Genomic DNA, 18,698 nt, shown 5'->3' with positions numbered 1-18,698 from the left:
ATCCGGGCCCGGCCCGTGCGTTGCCGACGCGGTGTTACTGGTTCTGGTTCTCACCGCGGTAGTACTCGAACACCCAGCCGAAGAGGCCGACCATGATCAGCGGCACCGCGTAGTACAGCAGCCACCAGCCGATCGCGATGCCGAGGAAGGCGAGGGCTCCGCCGACCGCCAGCGACAGCGGCTGCCAGCTGTGCGGGGAGAAGAACCCCACCTCGCCGGCCTCGTCCGCCACGTCGGCGTCCTTGTTGTCCTGCGCCATGGCGTCCACTCGCCGGGCCGTGAAGGCCAGGTAGTAGCCGATCATGATGCTCAGGCCGAACCCGAGGAAGAGCGCCGTGGTACCGGCCGGCTCCTTCGACCACACGCCGTAGACAATGGCCATGACGAGGATGAAGAGGCTCAGCCACAGGAACATCTTGCCCTGGATCTTCACTTGCCCTCCTCCTTGTCGCCCGTGACGGCGCGGTCCGGGCCGTGGTGCTCGAGCTGGTCGAGCGCGGCGATCTCCGGGTGGTGCAGATCGAACGCCGGGGATTCGCTGCGGATCCGCGGAAGGGTGAGGAAGTTGTGCCGCGGCGGCGGGCATGACGTCGCCCATTCGAGCGAACGGCCGTAGCCCCACGGGTCGTCGACCTCGACCTTCTTGCCGTACTTCGCCGTCTTCCACACGTTGTAGAAGAACGGCAGCACCGACATGCCGAGCAGGAACGAGCTGATCGAGGAGATCGTGTTCAACGTGGTGAAGCCTTCGCCCGCCAGGTAGTCCGCGTAACGACGCGGCATGCCCTCGGCGCCCAGCCAGTGCTGCACCAGGAACGTGCCGTGGAAGCCGATGAACAGCGTCCAGAAGGTCATCTTGCCGAGCCGCTCGTCCAGCATCTTGCCCGTGAACTTCGGCCACCAGAAGTGGAAGCCGGCGAACATCGCGAAGACCACGGTGCCGAAGACGACGTAGTGGAAGTGCGCGACGACGAAGTACGAGTCGGAGACGTGGAAGTCCATCGGGGGCGAGGCCAGGATGACGCCGGTCAGACCACCGAAGACGAAGGTGACCAGGAAGCCGATCGTCCAGAGCATCGGTGTCTCGAAGGACAGTGAGCCCTTCCACATGGTGCCGATCCAGTTGAAGAACTTCACACCGGTCGGTACCGCGATCAGGAAGGTCATGAAGGAGAAGAACGGCAACAGCACGCCGCCTGTGACGTACATGTGGTGGGCCCACACCGTCACGGACAGACCGGCGATCGCGATGGTCGCGCCCACCAGTCCGATGTAACCGAACATCGGCTTGCGGCTGAAGACCGGGATCACCTCGGAGACGATCCCGAAGAAGGGCAAGGCGATGATGTACACCTCTGGATGGCCGAAGAACCAGAAGAGGTGTTGCCACAGCAACGCGCCGCCGTTCGAGGCGTCGAAGATATGCGCACCGAACTTGCGGTCGGCCTCCAGCGCGAAGAGCGCGGCGGCCAGCACCGGGAAGGCCAGCAGGACCAGCACACCGGTCAGCAGCACGTTCCACACGAAGATCGGCATCCGGAACATCGTCATGCCGGGAGCGCGCATGCAGATGATCGTGGTGATGAAGTTGACCGAGCCGAGGATCGTGCCGAAGCCGGAGAAGGCCAGACCCATGATCCACATGTCGGCGCCGATGCCCGGCGAGCGGACCGCGTTCGACAGCGGGGAGTAGGCGAACCAGCCGAAGTCGGCCGCACCCTGCGGGGTGATGAAGCCGGCCACCGCGATGAGCGAGCCGAAGAGGTACAGCCAGTACGCGAACATGTTCAGCCGCGGGAACGCCACGTCGGGCGCGCCGATCTGCAGCGGCATGATCCAGTTCGCGAATCCGGCGAACAGCGGCGTCGCGAACATCAGCAGCATGATCGTGCCGTGCATCGTGAACGCCTGGTTGAACTGCTCGTTCGACATGATCTGCGTGCCGGGACGGGCCAGCTCGGCGCGCATGAAGAGCGCCATCACGCCGCCGATGCAGAAGAACGCGAACGACGTGGCCAGGTACAACGTGCCGATGGTCTTGTGGTCCGTGGTGGTCAGCCAGCTGACCACCACGCTCCCCGGCCGCTTGCGCCGTACCGGCAGCTCGTTCTCGTACGAGTCGTCAGCTGCTGCGGCGGCACCCTGAGGTTCGTTGAGGATGCTCACAGTTTGTTCGTCTCCGAGTTCCGGGCCGGGTCGGTCTGCTCGATACCGGCCGGGATGTAGCCGGTCTGACCCTTCTTCGCCAGCTCCTTGAGGTGCTGCTGGTAGCGCTCCGGGGAGACGACCTTGACGTTGAAGAGCATCCGGGAGTGGTCGACGCCGCAGAGCTCGGCACACTTGCCGTAGAAGGTGCCCTCCTGGTTGGGGGTCACCTCGAAGGCGTTGGTGTGCCCCGGGATGACGTCCTGCTTCATCAGGAAGGGGACGACCCAGAAGGAGTGGATGACGTCGCGGGAGGTCAGGACGAACCGGACCTTCTCGCCCTTGGGCAGCCACAGGGTCGGGCCCGGGTTGCCGGTCTGCGGGTTCCGGGTGCCGGGGACGCCGGCGTCCCAGACGCCGCCCGCCGCCGCGGGGAAGTCCTCGCGGAACCGGTCGGGGATGGCGCCCAGGTCCTTGTTGGTCCTGGCGTCGCCCGTGGAGCCTTCGACGTTCTCGATGTAGTTGAAGCCCCAGCTCCACTGGTAGCCGACCACGTTGACCGTGTGGGCGGGCTTGGTGAGGGCGAGGAGCTTCGACTCATCCCGTGCGGTGAAGTAGAAGAGCACCGAAACGATGATGAGCGGAACCACGGTGTACAGGGCCTCGATGGGCATGTTGTACCGGGTCTGCGGAGGTACCTCCACCTTGGTGCGGCTGCGCCGGTGGAAGATGATGCTCCAGATGATCAGCCCCCACACCAGCGCGCCCGTGACGAGCGCTGCCGCCCACGAGCCCTGCCAGAGGGAGAGGATCCGAGGGGCCTCCTCCGTTACCGGGGTGGGCATCCCCAGGCGGGGGAAGTCCTTGTATGTGCAACCAGAGGCGGTCGCCAGGACCACGCCCGCGGTAAGCACCTGGAGCAGCTTCCGCCGCATCGGGCGCCGCGACGAGCGGTCGGAGCCGTTGGGACTCACGTAGCGCCTTCCCGAGAGTCTCGGCCCGCGCGACGGGATGCGGCCGTCTCGCTGGTCGGTCGCCGGCCCTGACGCGGGCAGGGGTTTGGATGTTTATGCGGACCAAACCCTACTGGACGCTATTTGGGGTCGCGCGGGGAGGGTGCCCAACGCGCCGTCCGACACCCCGAAGGGATGGAAACGCCCTGGAATCCCACGCTCCGGGGGGCATCTGACGCTCCCTCCGCGCGCCGGAGCTAGCGTGGTCGTGTGCCCTACTTCGACGTCGCGTCCTCCGCCCCTCTGCACCCGGTCGCCCGGCAGGCCCTGCAGGCCTCTCTGGACGAGGGCTGGGCCGATCCCGCCCGGCTGTACCGAGAGGGGCGGCGCGCCAGGCTGCTGTTGGACGCCGCCAGGGAGGCCGCGGCGGAGGCCGTGGGCTGCCGGCCGGACGAGCTGGTGTTCACTCCTTCGGGGACGCGCGCGGTTCACCTCGGAGTCTCCGGCGCTCTCGCGGGCCGTCGGCGTGTCGGCCGGCACCTGGTCGTCTCCGCGGTCGAGCACTCCTCCGTCCTGCATACGGCGGACACGTTCCGGGCGACGGACGGCGGGACGGTGACCGAGGTCCCGGTGGGCCGGGCGGGAGCCGTGTCCGCGGACGCGTTCGCCGGGGCGCTGCGGCAGGACACCGCCCTGGCCTGTCTGCAGTCCGCCAACCACGAGGTGGGCACCGAGCAGCCGGTGGCCGAGGTCGCCGACGCCTGCCGCGCGGCCGGGGTGCCGTTGCTGGTGGACGCCGCGCAGTCGCTGGCCTGGGGCCCGGTGACCGGGGACTGGTCGCTGCTGGCGGGAAGCGCCCACAAATGGGGAGGCCCTGCGGGGGTCGGGCTGCTCGCCGTGCGCAAGGGTGTCCGGTTCGCCGCTCAAGGTCCCGCCGACGAGCGCGAGTCGGGCCGTTCGGCGGGCTTCGAGAACATTCCGGGGATCGTGGCGGCGGCGGCCTCGCTCCGGGCGGTGCGGGCCGAGGCCGTGGACGAGGCGGCCCGGCTGCGGGCCCTCGTGGACCGGATCCGCGCCCGCGTGCCCGCGCTGGTCCCCGACGTGGAGGTGGTCGGCGATCCGGTGCGCCGACTCCCTCATCTGGTCACCTTCTCGTGCCTCTATGTCGACGGGGAGACTCTGCTGCACGAGCTGGACCGGGCGGGTTTCTCCGTCTCGTCGGGCTCCTCGTGCACGAGCAGCACGCTCACGCCCAGCCATGTGCTGCGGGCGATGGGGGTGCTCTCGGAGGGCAACGTCCGTGTCTCGCTCCCCCTCGGCACGACCGACGAGGAGGTCGACCGTTTCCTGGAGGTCCTGCCGGGGGTGGTCGCCGAGGTACGGGAACGGCTCGGCGCGCCGGTCTCCGCACCCGCGTCCGGGCAGCGGGAGTCCCTGGTCGTGGACGCGCTCGGCAAGCGGTGCCCGATCCCGGTGATCGAACTGGCGAAGGTGATCGGCGATGTCCCGATCGGCGGGACGGTCACGGTCCTGGCGGACGACGAGGCGGCCCGGCTGGACATTCCGGCGTGGTGCGCGATGCGGGGTCAGGAGTACGTCGGGGAGGAGCCCGCGGAGCGGGGCGCGGCGTATGTGGTGCGGCGCGTGTCCTGATCCGGCGGTGCGGCACGTGTCCTGATCCGGCGGTGCGGCACGTGTCGTGAGCCGGCGGTGCGGACCCGGCCGCCGGAAGGGCTGAGTCACCCTTCCGGCGACCGGGAGCGGGGTCCGCGCGGAGCCCGGTGACTTACTTCAGGTGCTGGCGGACCTCGGTGCCCGCCTCGTGCCCGTACGCCTTGGTGAAGCGGTCCATGAAGTGCGCCCGCCGCAGCGTGTACTCCTGCGTGCCGAGCGTCTCGATCACCAGTGTCGCCAGCATGCAGCCGACCTGCGCCGCGCGCTCCAGGCTCACGCCCCAGGACAGCCCGGACAGGAAGCCTGCGCGGAACGCGTCGCCGACGCCCGTCGGGTCGACCTTGGCGTCCTCCTGCGCGCAGCCGACCTCGATCGGGTCCTCACCGGCGCGCTCGACGCGGACACCGTTCGCGCCGAGCGTGGTGACACGGTGGCCGACCTTGCCGAGGATCTCGCTGTCGCTCCAGCCGGTCTTGGACTCGATGAGCCCCTTCTCGTACTCGTTGGAGAAGAGGTAGGTCGCCCCGTCCACCAGTATCCGGATCTCGTCGCCGTTCATCCGGGCGATCTGCTGCGAGAAGTCGGCCGCGAAGGGGATCGAGCGGGAGCGGCACTCCTCGGTGTGGCGGAGCATCGCCTCCGGGTCGTCCGCACCGATCAGGACGAGGTCGAGGCCGCCGACCCGGTCGGCGACCGACTGGAGCTCGATCTGGCGGGCCTCGCTCATCGCTCCGGTGTAGAACGAGCCGATCTGGTTGTGGTCGGAGTCCGTGGTGCAGACGAAGCGGGCGGTGTGCAGCACTTCGGAGATCCGGACGGACGCGGTGTCCACACCGTGGCGGTCGAGCCAGGCCCGGTATTCGTCGAAGTCGGAGCCGGCCGCGCCGACCAGGATCGGGCCGGTGCCGAGCTGGCCCATGCCGAAGCAGATGTTCGCGCCGACACCGCCCCGGCGCACGTCGAGGTTGTCGACCAGGAAGGAGAGGGAGACCGTGTGCAGCTGTTCCGCGACCAGCTGGTCGGCGAAGCGGCCGGGAAAGGTCATGAGATGGTCGGTGGCGATGGAGCCGGTGACTGCGATTCGCACGGCGAAGACACTCCTGGGGCGGGGTGCGGGGTGGCGTTGACGTTTTACGCTACCGGGTCCGGGGACCCGGCTGAAGTGGGGAAACTACCCGATAGTAGGTCTTTTCCCCTGCAGCGACTCGTGCGTACGGTGCGGATATGACGAAGCCCATCGCCCCGCGCGAGTCGCGGGAGTCCGAGTACGGTCTGGCCCAGCTGCGCGGCGACTGCGTGCGGATGGCTCCGCACTGGGTCGTGCCTGCGGTCGCCGCGCCCGCGCCGGTGTCGCCGTCGCACATCCATGGTGTCGTGGTGTCGGCGGCTTCGGCGCGGCTGGTCGACTCAATGTCCGAATACGGCGACTGAGGCGACCGGGGCCCGTCTTTCGGATCGAGCCGATTCCACAGACCGCAGGACAGGCCCTCAGGCGCGTTCGGAGCACTGCCCCGGCGCGCGAGGGAACCGTGCGCTCCCCCGCTCCGTCCCATCCTTGTCCCCACGCGGAAGGGGACAGGAGACAAGGAGCGATGCGGTGAGCAGCACGGAACCTCCCAACAGCTCGGACAGCCCTCGTCGTCGGCGTTCCCCGCTCGTCGTCGCCTCTGTGGCCGTGGCGGTGCTGGTCGCGGGCGGCGGCGGTGCGTACTTCGCGACATCGGGCTTCGGCGGCAGCGGTGACGGCCCTGACGCCAAGGGCAGCGCGCCCGGCAACGGCGCAAAACCGCCGCCGCTCTCCGTCGGCGCCCCGGGCGACCCGGGCCCGGGAAGCATCGCACCGGGCGAGCCGGACCCCTCGGGCGGCGCCGTCTACAAGGCCACGGGCAAGCTGCCCGAAGGTCCGGACAAGGCCGCCGTCCACCGTGCCCGGGGTGCGGTCACCGCGGCCGAGGTGACCCGGCTCGCGAAGGCGCTCGGCGTACCGGGCACACCGCGGCTGGTCGGGCCCGCCTGGAAGATCGGGGCGGACAAGGACGGCGCGGGTCCGCTGCTGCGGGTCGACAAGCAGGCGCCCGGCACCTGGACCTTCGCCCGCTTCGGGGCATCGCCCGGCGGCGACAACTGCCTGAAGGGCAAGCCCTGTCCGGCGGGCGGCCCCGGCAGCGCGGGCGGCGCGGCGCGGGACGGGGCAGGAACGGCGGTGGACGAGAAGGCCGCGAAGAAGGCTGCCGCACCGGTGCTCAAGGCGCTCGACCAGAGCGACGCGGACCTCGACGCCCGCCAACTGATGGGCTCCGTACGGGTGGTGAACGCCGACCCGGTGATCGACGGGCTTGCGACCTATGGCTGGGAGACCGGGATCCAGGTCGGTGCGGACGGTCATGTGGTGGGCGGCAGCGGGCAGTTGAAGAAGCCCGTGAAGGGCGACACGTACCCGGTGATCTCTGCCGATGAGGCGCTGAAGCGGCTGAACAAGGACTCCCGGGGCACCGGCCCCACCGGGATCGGCGGATGCGCCACCGCGGTGCCGGACGGCGAGCGGAAGCCGGCCGCCCCATGCGTGCCGAAGGGCAAGACCCCCGCCCAGGAGCAGCGGAACGTCGGCAAGGCGGTCTTCGGGCTGGCCGCGCAGTATGTGGACGGTCAGCGGGCGCTCGTGCCGTCGTGGCTGTTCGAGGTGGAGCCGAAGGGCGGCGCCCAGCCGTTCACGGTCGCCCAGTCGGCGGTGGACCCGGCGTTCCTCAAGGAGCCCGCGCCGCCGAAGAAGGACATCAGGCCGACCAAGCCGCCGCACGACCCGGTCGCACCGTCCACCCGGCGCATCCAGTCCTACAGCGCGGACGGCCGGACCCTGTCCGTGACATTCTGGGGCGGTGTGTGCAGCGACTACGCGGCGAAGGCGACCGAGAGCGGCGAAACGGTGAAGGTCGCGATCACCGAGACGAACCCCGATCCGAAGCGGGTCTGCATCGCCATCGCCAAGGAGCTCACCGAGAAGGTGACGCTGGGCAAGCCGCTGGGCGACCGGAAGGTCGTGGACGCCCAGACGGGTGAGGCCGTCCCGCGGAGCTAGGACCGCTCGTTCGGATCTTGCCGGGCTCACCTGCCCGGCAAGATCCGAGAGGCAGGGTCTGGACCGCCGAAGGAAACGAACGGCAGACGGACGAAGGCGGCGGCCCCGGGAGAACCGGGGGCGGCCGCCTTCGTCCGATGCGCGGTCTCAGCTGTCTTAGCTGAACGAGTCGCCGCAGGCGCAGGACCCACTGGCGTTCGGGTTGTCGATCGTGAAGCCCTGCTTCTCGATCGTGTCCACGAAGTCGATGGAGGCGCCGCCCAGGTACGGGGCGCTCATCCGGTCGGTGACGACCTTGACGCCGCCGAAGTCCTTGACGACATCGCCGTCGAGCGAACGCTCGTCGAAGAACAGCTGGTAACGCAGGCCGGAGCAGCCGCCGGGCTGAACGGCGACGCGCAGTGCCAGGTCGTCGCGACCTTCCTGCTCCAGCAGGCCCTTGACCTTGGCCGCGGCGGCGTCGGACAGGAGGATGCCGTCGCTCACGGTGGTGGTCTCGTCCGATACGGACATCTGCTTCTCTCCCGGGTTGTACGGAGACTGCTTGTGGACGATTGCAACCGGCGTGGCCGCGGATTCATTCCGGACCGGGGATGCGTCTTTCCCGTTCATGCTCGCACACCCGCCCGCAGTGAGGCACTCACCTGCGAACGGGGGGTGCGTCACATCGACGTTATGGCCATCGTCAAAGTGACGTGAAGCGGTTATGATAGATAGCGTCATATAGACGAGAAGTGCCTCTGCACAAAAGAAAGGGTGCGTGTCGTGACCACCGCCCAAGCCCGTCCGGAGCTTGACGTCCAGCCGACGCCGCTCGCCCTGCTGCTGCTAGGCCGTGAGGCCGACCCCAGGAGCGAGCGCGGTGTGGAGTGCCCCGGCGACCTGCCATCCCCGTCCGACCCGGACCTGGTGGAGCGCGCCCGCGCGGCCAAGGAGAAGCTCGGGGACAAGGTCTTCGTCCTCGGACACCACTACCAGCGTGACGAGGTCATCCAGTTCGCCGACGTCACCGGGGACTCGTTCAAGCTCGCCAAGGACGCCGCTGCGCGGCCGGAGGCCGAGTACATCGTGTTCTGCGGTGTCCACTTCATGGCCGAGTCCGCGGACATCCTGACCTCCGACGACCAGAAGGTCGTCCTGCCGGACCTGGCCGCGGGCTGCTCGATGGCCGACATGGCCACCGCCGAACAGGTCGCGGAGTGCTGGGACGTGCTGACCGAGGCCGGCATAGCCGAGCAGGTCGTGCCCGTGTCGTACATGAACTCCTCAGCGGACATCAAGGCGTTCACCGGAAAGCACGGCGGCACGATCTGCACCTCGTCGAACGCCAGGCGAGCGCTGGACTGGGCCTTCGAGCAGGGCGAGAAGATCCTCTTCCTGCCGGACCAGCACCTGGGCCGCAACACCGCGGTGCGTGAGATGGGCCTGTCCCTCGACGACTGTGTGCTGTACAACCCGCACAAGCCGAACGGCGGCCTCACCGTCGAGCAGCTGCGCGACGCGAAGATGATCCTGTGGCGCGGGCACTGCTCGGTGCACGGCCGCTTCTCGCTGGACTCGGTCGAGGACGTACGCGCGCGCATCCCCGGCGTCAATGTCCTCGTCCACCCCGAGTGCAAGCACGAGGTCGTGGCCGCCGCGGACTACGTCGGCTCGACGGAGTACATCATCAAGACGCTGGAGGCGGCCCCGGCCGGCTCCAAGTGGGCGATCGGCACCGAGCTCAACCTCGTCCGACGGGTCGCCGCCGCCCACCCCGACAAGCAGGTCGTCTTCCTCGACAAGACGGTCTGCTTCTGCTCGACGATGAACCGCATCGACCTGCCGCACCTGGTGTGGGCGCTGGAGTCCCTGGCCGAGGGGAATCTGGTCAACCGGATCCAGGTCGACAAGGAGACGGAGAGCTTCGCGAAGCTGGCGCTGGAGCGGATGCTGGCGCTGCCGTAGGGGCGCCGAGCCGCCACCGAGGGGGACGGGGTGCCCCGGTCCTTGCGACCGGGGCACCCCGTTGTGTGCGCCTTCCTCCCGTCGAGCTCCCTGGCCGGGCACCTGGCCGGGCACCTGGCCGGGCACCTGGCCGGGCACCTGGCCGGGCACCTGGCCGGGCACCTTCGGGGGACCCGTACCGGGCACAAAAAGACCCACCCGGTACGGGTCCCCCGAAGGGGCCCGTACCGGGTGGGCCGGCGGTTCGGTTACGCGTTGGCCTCGGCCGGCTCCTGCGCGTCCACCTCGTTCCGCTCCAGCGGCTCGCCCGACTTCTTCGCGCGCTTCGCCGCCTTCTTCTTCGCGCGGCGCTCCTTGCGCAGCTCCACCATCGCGTACAGCGTCGGCACGAGCAGCAGCGTCAGCAGCGTCGATGTGATCAGGCCGCCGATCACCACCACGGCCAGCGGCTTGGCGATGAAGCCGCCCTCGCCGGTGACGCCCAGTGCCATCGGGAGCAGCGCGCAGATCGTCGCGAGCGCCGTCATCAGGATCGGGCGCAGGCGGTGACGGCCGCCCTCGACGACGGACTCGACCACGCCCAGGCCCTGCGAGCGGTACTGGTTGATGAGGTCGATCAGCACGATCGCGTTGGTGACCACGATGCCGATGAGCATCAGCATGCCGATCATCGCCGGGACACCCATCGGCGTGCCCGTCACGATCAGCAGCCCCAGGGCGCCGGTCGCCGCGAAGGGGATCGACACCAGCAGGATCAGCGGCTGGATCAGCGAACGGAAGGTCGCGACCAGCAGCATGAAGACGATCGCGATCGCCGCGAGCATCGCCAGGCCGAGCGAGGCGAAGGCGTCGTCCTGGTCCTCCGATACACCGCCGATGGACGCGGTGGCGCCCTCGGGGAGATCGATGGACTTCAGCTTGCTCTGGAGCGAGGCGCTGACCGCGCCCGTGTTGTCGCCGGTCGGCTTCGCCGTGATCGTCGCGGCCCGCGCGCCGTCGATCCGGGTCATCGAGACCGGGCCGGGAACGAGCTTCACATCGGCGATCTCGCCGAGCTTCACCGGGCCCAGGGACAGGTTGCGGAGCTCCGCCAGCGTCTTCGCCGGCTTCGCCGAGGTGATGACGACATCGCGCTCGGTGTCGTCCAGGATCGCCTTGCCCGTGGGGGTGCCGCGCACCGCCTGGCCGACGGCCAGGCCCAGGGTGCTCTCGTTGAAGCCCGCGTCGGCCGCCTTGGCGTTCGCGCGGACCGAGATCCGCGGGATGCTCTGCGCCAGGTCGCTCTGTACGTCGGTGACGTCGTCCAGCTTGGCGACCTCGGCCCGTACCGCCTCGGACGCCTTCTTCAGGGTGTCCGCGTCGGCCGCCTTCACCACGACGCTGAGGTCCTGGTTGCCGAAGCCGTCGCCCGCCGCGATCGTCGTGTCGCCGATGCCCTTGAGCTTGCCGAGCTCCTCGTCGATGCGGTCACGGGTCTTCTCGTACGAGGACGCGTCCTTCAGGGTCAGCTGGTACGACGCCTGGTTGGCGCCCGTACCGCCGCCGAAGGCCGCCATGAAGCCGGAGGAACCGACGGTGACCTGGTAGTCCTTGATCTCGTCGATACCGTCGAGGACCTTCTCGACCTTCCGCGCGGAGGCGTCGGCCGCCTCCAGGCTGGTGCCGGGGGCCAGTTCCTGCTTGATGGACATGACCTCCTGCTCGCCCTGGTCGAAGAAGTTCGTCTTGAGCAGGGGTGCCATGCCGAAGGTGCCGACGAGCACCACGAGCGCGATGGCGACGCTGGTGAGCCGGCGGCGGGTCGCGAAGCGCAGTACCGGGACGTACAGCCGCTGAAGCGGGCTGCGCGCCTCCTTCTCCTCGGCCTTGCGGCGGGCCTCCTCCGGGTCGATGCCGCGGACGGCCTTCGGCGCCCGCAGGAACCAGAACGACAGCACGGGCACGACGGTCAGCGAGACCAGCAGGGAGGCCAGCAGGGCCGCGGTGACGGTCAGCGAGAACGAGCCGAACAGCTCACCGATCATGCCGTCGGTCAGACCGACCGGCAGGAAGACCGCGACCGTCGTCAGCGTGGACGCGGTGACGGCGCCGGACACCTCCTTGACGGCGGCGACGATCGCGCTCTGCCGCTCCTCGCCGTAGCCGAGGTGCCGCTTGATGTTCTCCAGGACCACGATCGAGTCGTCGACGACACGGCCGATGGCGATGGTCAGAGCGCCCAGCGTCAGCATGTTGAGCGACAGGTCGCGGGTCCACAGCACGATCAGCGCGAGGATGACCGAGAGCGGGATGGAGACCGCGGTGACCAGGGTGGAACGGATCGAGGCCAGGAAGACCAGGATCACGATCACCGCGAAGAGCAGGCCGAGCGCGCCCTCGGTGGTCAGTCCGGAGATCGACTTGGAGACGGCCGGGCCCTGGTCGGAGACGACGGTCAGCTCGGCGCCGGAGCCGAGGTCCTTGCGGAGCTCGGGAAGTTTGTCCTTGACCGCGTTGGAGATGGCGACGGCGCTGCCGTCCTTGTCCATCGTGACCATGAGGGCGAGCGACGGCTTGCCATCGGTACGCGTGATGGAGACCCGCGGGGACTCCTCCTGCGTCACGGTGGCGACATCGCCGAGGCGTACCGGCTTGCCCTTCGGCGGGAGCACCCGCAGGTCCTGGATCTGCTTCAGCGTGGTGAAGCCGCCGCCGACCTGGACGGTGCGGCTCTTGCCGTCTTCGGAGAACGAGCCGGCCGGCAGGGTCGCGCCGCCCGCCTTGAGGGCCTCGCCGAGCGCCATGGTGTTCAGTCCGGCCGCGGCGAGCAACTTGTCGTCGGGGGTGACGGAGACCTGGAGGTCCTGGACTCCGTTCACGGTGACCTGGCCGACGCCGTCGATGTCCTGCACGGCGGGGACGACGGTGCGCTCCAGCTGGTCGGCGAGCGACTGCTGGTCCTTGCCGGAGCTGACGGCGAGGACGACGGTCGGGATGTCGTCCGTCGAACCGGCCACGACCTGCGGGTCTACGTCCTCGGGCAGCTGGGTACGGGCCCGGTTCACGGCCTGCTGCACGTCGGCGACGAGCTGCTTGGTGCCGTCCCCGTACTCGAAGCTGGCCATGATCAGGGCGTTGCCCTCGCTCGCCGTGGAGGTGATCCCCTTGATGCCGTCGACGGCCTTGATGGTGGATTCGAGCGGTTCGACGACCTGCTTCTCGACCACATCGGGGGACGCGCCCTGGTAGGGGGCGAGCACCGACACCATCGGGAGTTCGATGGAGGGCAGCAGCTGCTGCTTGAGCTGCGGGATCGCTATCGCCCCGAAGACGATCGCGACGATCGACATCAGACCGATCAGGGCTCGTTGCGACAGGCTGAATCTGGACAGCCAGGACATGGGGACTCTCTTCTGTGGCGTAAGCGGCAGGAGGGACTCGAAGGGCACAGTCAGCTGCCCGCTTATACGATCACCTATGAGAGTGGGGGGTCCCCTCGCCCCCAGGTCCCGTTCTTTATCCGGCGCATACCGCAGCTGGAGTACACCGCGCCGACGGCTCACTCCACCCTTGGACGTACCAGGCCCGATTCGTACGCGATGACCACCAGTTGGGCGCGGTCGCGGGCTCCCAGCTTCGCCATCGCCCGGTTCACATGGGTCTTGACCGTCAGCGGGCTGACCTCAAGGCGGTCGGCGATCTCGTCGTTGGAGTGCCCCCCGGCCACCAGGACGAGGACTTCGCGCTCGCGGCCGGTGAGGGCACCGAGCCGTTCGGAGTACGCCTGGGACTCCTCGCCGTCGTCCCCGTCGGGGCCCTGCGCCAGGAACTTGGCGATCAGCCCCTTGGTGGCGACCGGCGAGAGCAGCGCATCGCCCGCGGCGGCGATCCGGATGGCGTTGAGCAGCTCGTCCGGCTCCGCGCCCTTGCCCAGGAAGCCCGAGGCCCCCGCCCGCAGCGACTGCACGACGTACTCGTCGACCTCGAAGGTGGTGAGCATGACGACCCGGACATGGGTCAGCTCCGGGTCCGCGCTGATCATGCGGGTCGCGGCGAGGCCGTCCGTGCCGGGCATCCGGATGTCCATCAGTACGACGTCGGCCTCGACGGAGCGGGCGAGGGCGACGGCCTCGGCGCCGTCCGCGGCCTCCCCGACGACCTCCATGTCTGCCTCGGAGTCCACCAGGACCCGGAACGCGCTGCGCAGCAGTGTCTGGTCGTCGGCGAGCAGCACCCTGATTGTCATGTGTCCTCCCCCGTGCGGGTCTTCAGGGGAAGTATCGCCTGCACCCGGAAGCCGCCGCCGTAGCGGGGACCCGCGGTGAGGGAGCCGCCGAGCGCGCCGACGCGCTCGCGCATCCCCAGCAGACCGTGGCCGCCGCCGTCCTTCGGCCCGTGGGCCCCGGCGCCGTTGTCGAGCACGGTGACCTCAAGCGTCGGTCCGACCCGGATCACGCTCACCTCCGCCTTCGCGTCCGGGCCCGCGTGCTTCTGCACATTGGTCAGCGACTCCTGGATGATCCGGTACGCGGCGAGGTCGACGGCCGCCGGGAGCCGCACGCCGTCGTCGCAGCGGGCCACCTCGACCGGCAGACCGGCCTGCCGGAAGGTGATGACCAGATCTTCGAGGACATCGAGACCGGGGGCGGGTTCGGTGGGCGCCTCCGGGTCGCCGGACTGGCGCAGCAGGCCGACCGTGGCACGCAGCTCGTTGAGCGCGGAGCGGCTGGCCTCGCGCACATGGGCGAGGGCCTCCTTGGCCTGGTCGGGGCGTTTGTCCATGACATGCGCGGCGACCCCGGCCTGCACATTGACCAGCGCTATGTGGTGGGCGACCACGTCGTGGAGATCACGGGCGATCCGCAGCCGCTCCTCGGCGACCCGGCGGCGGGCCTCCTCCTCACGGGTGCGCTCGGCGCGCTCGGCCCGCTCACGGATCGCGTCGATGAAGTCGCGGCGGCTGCGTACGGCGTCGCCCGCGGCGGCGGCCATCCCGGTCCAGGCGAACAGGCCGAGGTTCTCCTGGGTGTACCAGGGGGTCGAGCCGAAGAACATCGCGGCGCAGGTCAGCACGGTCATCGTCAGCAGGCCGACGCGCCAGGTGGTGGGCCGGTCGGTGCGGGAGGCCACTGTGTAGAGCGCGACCACCGCGCCCATGGCGACCGGTGCGGCCGGATCGCCCGCGACGAGTTCGAGGACGGACACGGCCCCCGTGAAGAGGAGCACGGCCATGGGGTTGCGCCGGCGGAAGACGAGAGCGCCGGCGACCACGACCATCAGGACCACACTGCGCGGCTCCGGGGTCCGGGTGCCGAACTCGGGCCCGTGCTCGCCGTTCGGGTCGGCGAAGGACCCGGCGACCATGCAGAGCAGAACGAGTGCGGCGATCGCGCCGTCCAGCGCCAGGGGGTGCGCGCGGAGCCATTTCTGGGTGCGGGCGAACCCGGTGGCGAAGGAGGTCACATCGAGCAACGGTACGGCGTGCCGCGACGGCGGCGTACTGCCCCGGACAGAGCAGAAGACAGCAGACTGCCCCACTCCCGGGAGTCCGGGGGCGGGGCGGTCCGTGTGTTGGAGTGCGGAGGTCAGCCGGGGATCAGGCCGTCGTCGCCGAGCAGTTCCTTCACGTTCTCAAGCGTCGCGTCGGGGCTGGGAAGGATCAGCTCGGACGGTTCCAGGGAGTCGTCCGCGAGCGGCTCGCCGAGGTCGCGGACCTTGTCCAGCAGAGCGTGGAGAGTGCGCCGGAATCCGGCCTCGTCACCGCTCTCCATCTCGGCCAGCAGCTCGTTGTCGAGCTTGTTCAGTTCGGTGAGGTGGCTGTCCGCCACCTCAAGCTGACCCTCCCCCATGATCCGTACGATCATGACGAGTCCCTACTGTCTGTCCGAGCCGGGTGTCACTGCTTGTCGAACTTCGGGGTGTTCTGCTGCGGGGCGGCGTCCTGCTTTCCGTTGCCGCCCTCGATGGCCTGCTGCGAGGAGCTCGGGCCACCCGCGAGTTCGGCCTTCATCCGCTGCAGTTCCAGCTCTACATCAGTACCACCGGAGATCCGGTCCAGCTCGGCGGCGATGTCGTCCTTCGCCATCCCGGACGGGTCGTCCAGGGCGCCGGAGGCGAGCAGCTCGTCGATCGCGCCGGCCCGGGCCTGAAGCTGCGCGGTCTTGTCCTCGGCCCGCTGGATGGCCAGGCCGACATCGCCCATCTCCTCGGAGATGCCGGAGAAGGCCTCTCCGATCCGGGTCTGCGCCTGCGCCGCGGTATAGGTGGCCTTGATGGTCTCCTTCTTCGTGCGGAAGGCGTCGACCTTGGCCTGGAGCCGCTGGGCCGCGAGGGTGAGCTTCTCCTCCTCGCCCTGCAGCGTGGTGTGCTGTGCCTCCAGGTCGGTGACCTGCTGCTGGAGGGCGGCGCGGCGGGAGAGCGCTTCGCGCGCCAGGTCCTCGCGGCCGAGCGCCAGCGCCTTGCGGCCCTGGTCCTCCAGCTTGGTGGACTGCCCCTGCAGCTGGTTCAGCTGCAGTTCGAGCCGCTTGCGGGAGGTCGCCACATCGGCGACTCCGCGGCGCACCTTCTGAAGCAGCTCCAGCTGCTTCTGGTACGAGTAATCGAGGGTTTCGCGCGGATCCTCGGCCCTGTCGAGGGCCTTGTTTGCCTTCGCGCGGAAGATCATCCCCATACGCTTCATGACACCGCTCATGGGCTTCGCGCGCCCCCTTCTGACGGACTCAGCTTCAGCACTCCAACAGAACCCACAGTACGGGCCCTGCATCCATTACCGCACTGTTCGGGAGCGGATGCGCTCCTCCCCAAGGACGACTGCTTCACTGCGCCGATCCGGCGCAAGGAGTAGGTGACCGTCAGGGAAACCTCGGGCGACGTCCGCTCTGTCCGGCTTGTGGCCAGGTTCTGTCCCCTTCAGACGCACGGCGTTGCGGGATCGTTCCCCGGCGGCGTTGGGTCCATGCGTTTGACCCCGTACCCTTGGGCTTTGTGTTTGGTAGCCGTTCCAAGGAAGAGAAGTCCCCCACCGCCAAGGTGCCGCTGGACCTCTCCAAGCAGCCCCGCGACCCCGAGGCACCCAAGGGTCGGCCCACTCCCAAGCGGAGTGAGGCCCAGACCCAGCGCCGCCGTGCCTCCAGCGCGCCGATGGACCGCAAGGAGGCAGCGAAGCGTCAGCGCGAGGCCCGCCGATCCGATCTGGCCAAGCAGCGCGAGGCTCTCGCCAGTGGCGACGAGCGGTATCTGCCGGCCCGTGACAAGGGACCGGTCCGCCGCTTCGTGCGCGACTTCGTCGACTCCCGATTCTGCATCGCCGAGTTCTTCCTGCCGCTCGCGGTGGTGATCCTGGTGCTGAGCATGGTCCGGGTCGGCTCCCTGCAGAACATCGCGCTGCTGCTGTGGCTCGGTGTGATCGTGCTGATCGTCGTCGACTCGATCGGTCTCGCGTTCCGCATGAAGCGACAGCTGAACGAGCGCTTCCCGAACGAGCCCAAGCGCGGCGCCATCGCGTACGGCCTGATGCGTACGCTCCAGATGCGCCGACTGCGACTGCCGAAGCCGCAGGTCAAGCGCGGAGAGCGGCCCTGAGTACGGAGGTCTCCGGTTTCGGAGGCGCCTCGGCCGAGTGGCTGGCCGGGCTCGGAGGGCTGCGCAACACCGTCCGCCAGGAGCTCGTCGCCCGCCAGCTGGATGAGCAGATAGCCGCCCGCTACCCGGTCGGGCAGCGGCTGCGGATTCTTGATGTGGGCATGGGCCAGGGCACTCAGGCGCTGCGCCTGGCGCGGGCCGGTCACGCGGTGACGGGCCTGGAGTCCGACGCCGGAATGCTGAGCACGGCCCGTGAGTCGCTGGCGACCGAGCCGGCCGGGATCCGTGAGCGGGTCCGCCTGATCGAGGGCGACGGCCGCGACACCGGCGTCCACTTCCTGCCCGGCAGCTTCGACGTGGTGCTCTGCCACGGCGTACTGATGTTCGTCCAGGAGCCGGACGCGATGCTGGCGGGCATGGCTCGGATGCTGGCGCCGGGTGGGCTCCTCTCGCTGCTGGTGCGCAACGCGGACGCGCTGGCCATGCGGCCGGGGCTGGCCGGGGACTGGCCCGGGGCGCTGGGCGCCTTCGACTCGGACGCGTACACCAACCGGCTCGGGCTCTCGGTGCGCGCGGACCGCCTTGAGGCCCTGACGGCGACGCTGGCGGGTATCGCGGCACCGCTGCACACCTGGTACGGCGTGCGGGTCTTCACCGACAACGTGCCGAACGACGCCGCGCTGCCGGACGCCGCCGACCTGGAGCGGGTGCTCGCCGTCGAGGACCGCGCGGGGCGCACGGAACCGTACCGCCGGGTCGCGGCGCTGCTTCATCTGTGCGGTGTACGCGGCTGAGCCCGCGGCCAGCAGCGCTGCCGGCTCATGGCCCCGAGCCGCTTGGCCCCTGACCGGCCGTCCGGCAAAGGCCGCGCCGCGGCGGCGAAGGCGATGCTCCGGACTTGGACCCCTCGGTCGGTCGCCTGCCTGAACGCAGGAGTCCTCAGCCGCCGGACGGTCCGAGCGTCCGCCTGGGCGGCGACCGTGTGAGGCCCGCCGGCGACTGAGGCGTGGCCACCGGGGCTCGGCCCCGATGGCCTCGGATTACGACGCGTTCGCGTGCAGGCTCATCGGCCCGTAGATCTTCGTGCCGTCCTCCGACAGCACCGCCTGGTCCGCGCCGCCCTCCAGCAGGTCCTTCCAGACCTCGCCGATCCAGGACTCCGCGTCACCCTGCGTCGTGAACTCCTCCGGCTGCACCGCCGGCTGGACCTCCGTTCCGTCGGACTTCTCGAAACGCCACGTCCATGCCATGTCCGCCTCCCACTCCCAGGGCACACGAGCTGATCACTTTGCTGCTCGCAGCGTAGCCGGGCGCGCACGCCCCGGGGCGACGAGAGAGGATCA

The 18,698-nt window shown here is 69.5% G+C and carries 17 protein-coding genes; 6 read left to right on the top strand and 11 right to left on the bottom strand.

Annotated features, from left to right (window positions below; translation table 11 throughout):
* Positions 1-34: 34 nt before the first annotated feature.
* Genes OG293_RS26835 through coxB form a run of 3 tightly spaced genes read right to left on the bottom strand, consistent with a single transcriptional unit; the run spans position 35 to position 3,119 of the window.
* A complete protein-coding gene (locus tag OG293_RS26835; protein WP_406001338.1) occupies positions 35-433 on the bottom strand; it encodes a cytochrome c oxidase subunit 4 in 399 nt (132 codons plus the stop codon).
* Positions 430-2,166, bottom strand: coding sequence for a cytochrome c oxidase subunit I (gene ctaD / locus OG293_RS26830; RefSeq protein WP_406001337.1), 1,737 nt, complete (start codon positions 2,164-2,166; stop codon positions 430-432). The genes OG293_RS26835 and ctaD overlap by 4 nt, the downstream gene beginning before the upstream one ends.
* On the bottom strand, positions 2,163-3,119 hold the full coding sequence (gene coxB, locus OG293_RS26825) for a cytochrome c oxidase subunit II (RefSeq protein ID WP_406001336.1): 957 nt from the start codon (positions 3,117-3,119) through the stop codon (positions 2,163-2,165). The genes ctaD and coxB overlap by 4 nt, the downstream gene beginning before the upstream one ends.
* Positions 3,120-3,368: 249 nt before the next feature.
* Here coxB and OG293_RS26820 point away from each other — a divergent pair, with 249 nt between their 5' ends.
* Positions 3,369-4,751 (top strand): cysteine desulfurase/sulfurtransferase TusA family protein, encoded by a 1,383-nt coding sequence (locus tag OG293_RS26820; protein WP_406001335.1) that lies wholly within the window; start codon positions 3,369-3,371, stop codon positions 4,749-4,751.
* Positions 4,752-4,884: 133 nt separating this feature from the next.
* On the opposite strand, the gene OG293_RS26815 is transcribed toward OG293_RS26820, so the two are convergent.
* The gene (locus tag OG293_RS26815; protein WP_406001334.1) at positions 4,885-5,859 is read right to left on the bottom strand and encodes a carbohydrate kinase family protein; all 975 of its coding nucleotides are present in this window, start codon (positions 5,857-5,859) and stop codon (positions 4,885-4,887) included.
* A 137-nt stretch (positions 5,860-5,996) separates the two neighbouring features.
* Here OG293_RS26815 and OG293_RS26810 point away from each other — a divergent pair, with 137 nt between their 5' ends.
* Together OG293_RS26810 and OG293_RS26805 are read left to right on the top strand one after the other, a co-directional pair.
* On the top strand, positions 5,997-6,203 hold the full coding sequence (locus OG293_RS26810; protein ID WP_406001333.1) for a hypothetical protein: 207 nt from the start codon (positions 5,997-5,999) through the stop codon (positions 6,201-6,203).
* Between the two features lie 166 nt (positions 6,204-6,369).
* A complete protein-coding gene (locus OG293_RS26805) occupies positions 6,370-7,848 on the top strand; it encodes a hypothetical protein (protein WP_406001332.1) in 1,479 nt (492 codons plus the stop codon).
* A gap of 156 nt (positions 7,849-8,004) precedes the next feature.
* Here the strand turns inward: OG293_RS26805 and OG293_RS26800 are convergent, their stop codons facing one another.
* Positions 8,005-8,361, bottom strand: coding sequence for an iron-sulfur cluster assembly accessory protein (locus tag OG293_RS26800; RefSeq protein WP_108148255.1), 357 nt, complete (start codon positions 8,359-8,361; stop codon positions 8,005-8,007).
* 252 nt (positions 8,362-8,613) lie between these two features.
* Between OG293_RS26800 and nadA the strand changes: the two genes are divergently transcribed.
* The gene (nadA, locus tag OG293_RS26795; protein ID WP_406001331.1) at positions 8,614-9,795 is read left to right on the top strand and encodes a quinolinate synthase NadA; all 1,182 of its coding nucleotides are present in this window, start codon (positions 8,614-8,616) and stop codon (positions 9,793-9,795) included.
* A 248-nt stretch (positions 9,796-10,043) separates the two neighbouring features.
* Here the strand turns inward: nadA and OG293_RS26790 are convergent, their stop codons facing one another.
* The 5 genes from OG293_RS26790 to OG293_RS26770 form a co-directional block, all read right to left on the bottom strand.
* Positions 10,044-13,175, bottom strand: coding sequence for an efflux RND transporter permease subunit (locus tag OG293_RS26790; RefSeq protein WP_406001330.1), 3,132 nt, complete (start codon positions 13,173-13,175; stop codon positions 10,044-10,046).
* 158 nt (positions 13,176-13,333) lie between these two features.
* Entirely contained in the window at positions 13,334-14,020 is a 687-nt protein-coding gene (locus tag OG293_RS26785; protein ID WP_406001329.1) for a response regulator, read from the bottom strand.
* On the bottom strand, positions 14,017-15,237 hold the full coding sequence (locus tag OG293_RS26780) for a sensor histidine kinase (RefSeq protein WP_406001328.1): 1,221 nt from the start codon (positions 15,235-15,237) through the stop codon (positions 14,017-14,019). The genes OG293_RS26785 and OG293_RS26780 overlap by 4 nt, the downstream gene beginning before the upstream one ends.
* 122 nt (positions 15,238-15,359) lie before the next feature.
* Positions 15,360-15,638, bottom strand: a complete 279-nt coding sequence (locus OG293_RS26775; protein WP_406001327.1) for a hypothetical protein — start codon at positions 15,636-15,638, stop codon at positions 15,360-15,362.
* Positions 15,639-15,670: 32 nt separating this feature from the next.
* Positions 15,671-16,465: a PspA/IM30 family protein gene (locus OG293_RS26770; RefSeq protein ID WP_406001326.1), complete on the bottom strand. Its 795-nt coding sequence runs from the start codon at positions 16,463-16,465 to the stop codon at positions 15,671-15,673.
* A gap of 293 nt (positions 16,466-16,758) precedes the next feature.
* Here OG293_RS26770 and OG293_RS26765 point away from each other — a divergent pair, with 293 nt between their 5' ends.
* On the top strand, positions 16,759-17,355 hold the full coding sequence (locus OG293_RS26765; RefSeq protein ID WP_406001325.1) for a DUF3043 domain-containing protein: 597 nt from the start codon (positions 16,759-16,761) through the stop codon (positions 17,353-17,355).
* Positions 17,356-17,396: 41 nt separating this feature from the next.
* Positions 17,397-18,149: a class I SAM-dependent methyltransferase gene (locus OG293_RS26760; protein WP_406003721.1), complete on the top strand. Its 753-nt coding sequence runs from the start codon at positions 17,397-17,399 to the stop codon at positions 18,147-18,149.
* 246 nt (positions 18,150-18,395) lie between these two features.
* Here the strand turns inward: OG293_RS26760 and OG293_RS26755 are convergent, their stop codons facing one another.
* Positions 18,396-18,605 (bottom strand): hypothetical protein, encoded by a 210-nt coding sequence (locus OG293_RS26755; protein ID WP_406001324.1) that lies wholly within the window; start codon positions 18,603-18,605, stop codon positions 18,396-18,398.
* Positions 18,606-18,698: the final 93 nt, after the last annotated feature.

The sequence above is a fragment of the Streptomyces sp. NBC_00829 genome, from assembly GCF_045161795.1.
Classification (GTDB): domain Bacteria; phylum Actinomycetota; class Actinomycetes; order Streptomycetales; family Streptomycetaceae; genus Streptomyces.
This window is presented reverse-complemented; position numbering and strand designations above follow the sequence as displayed.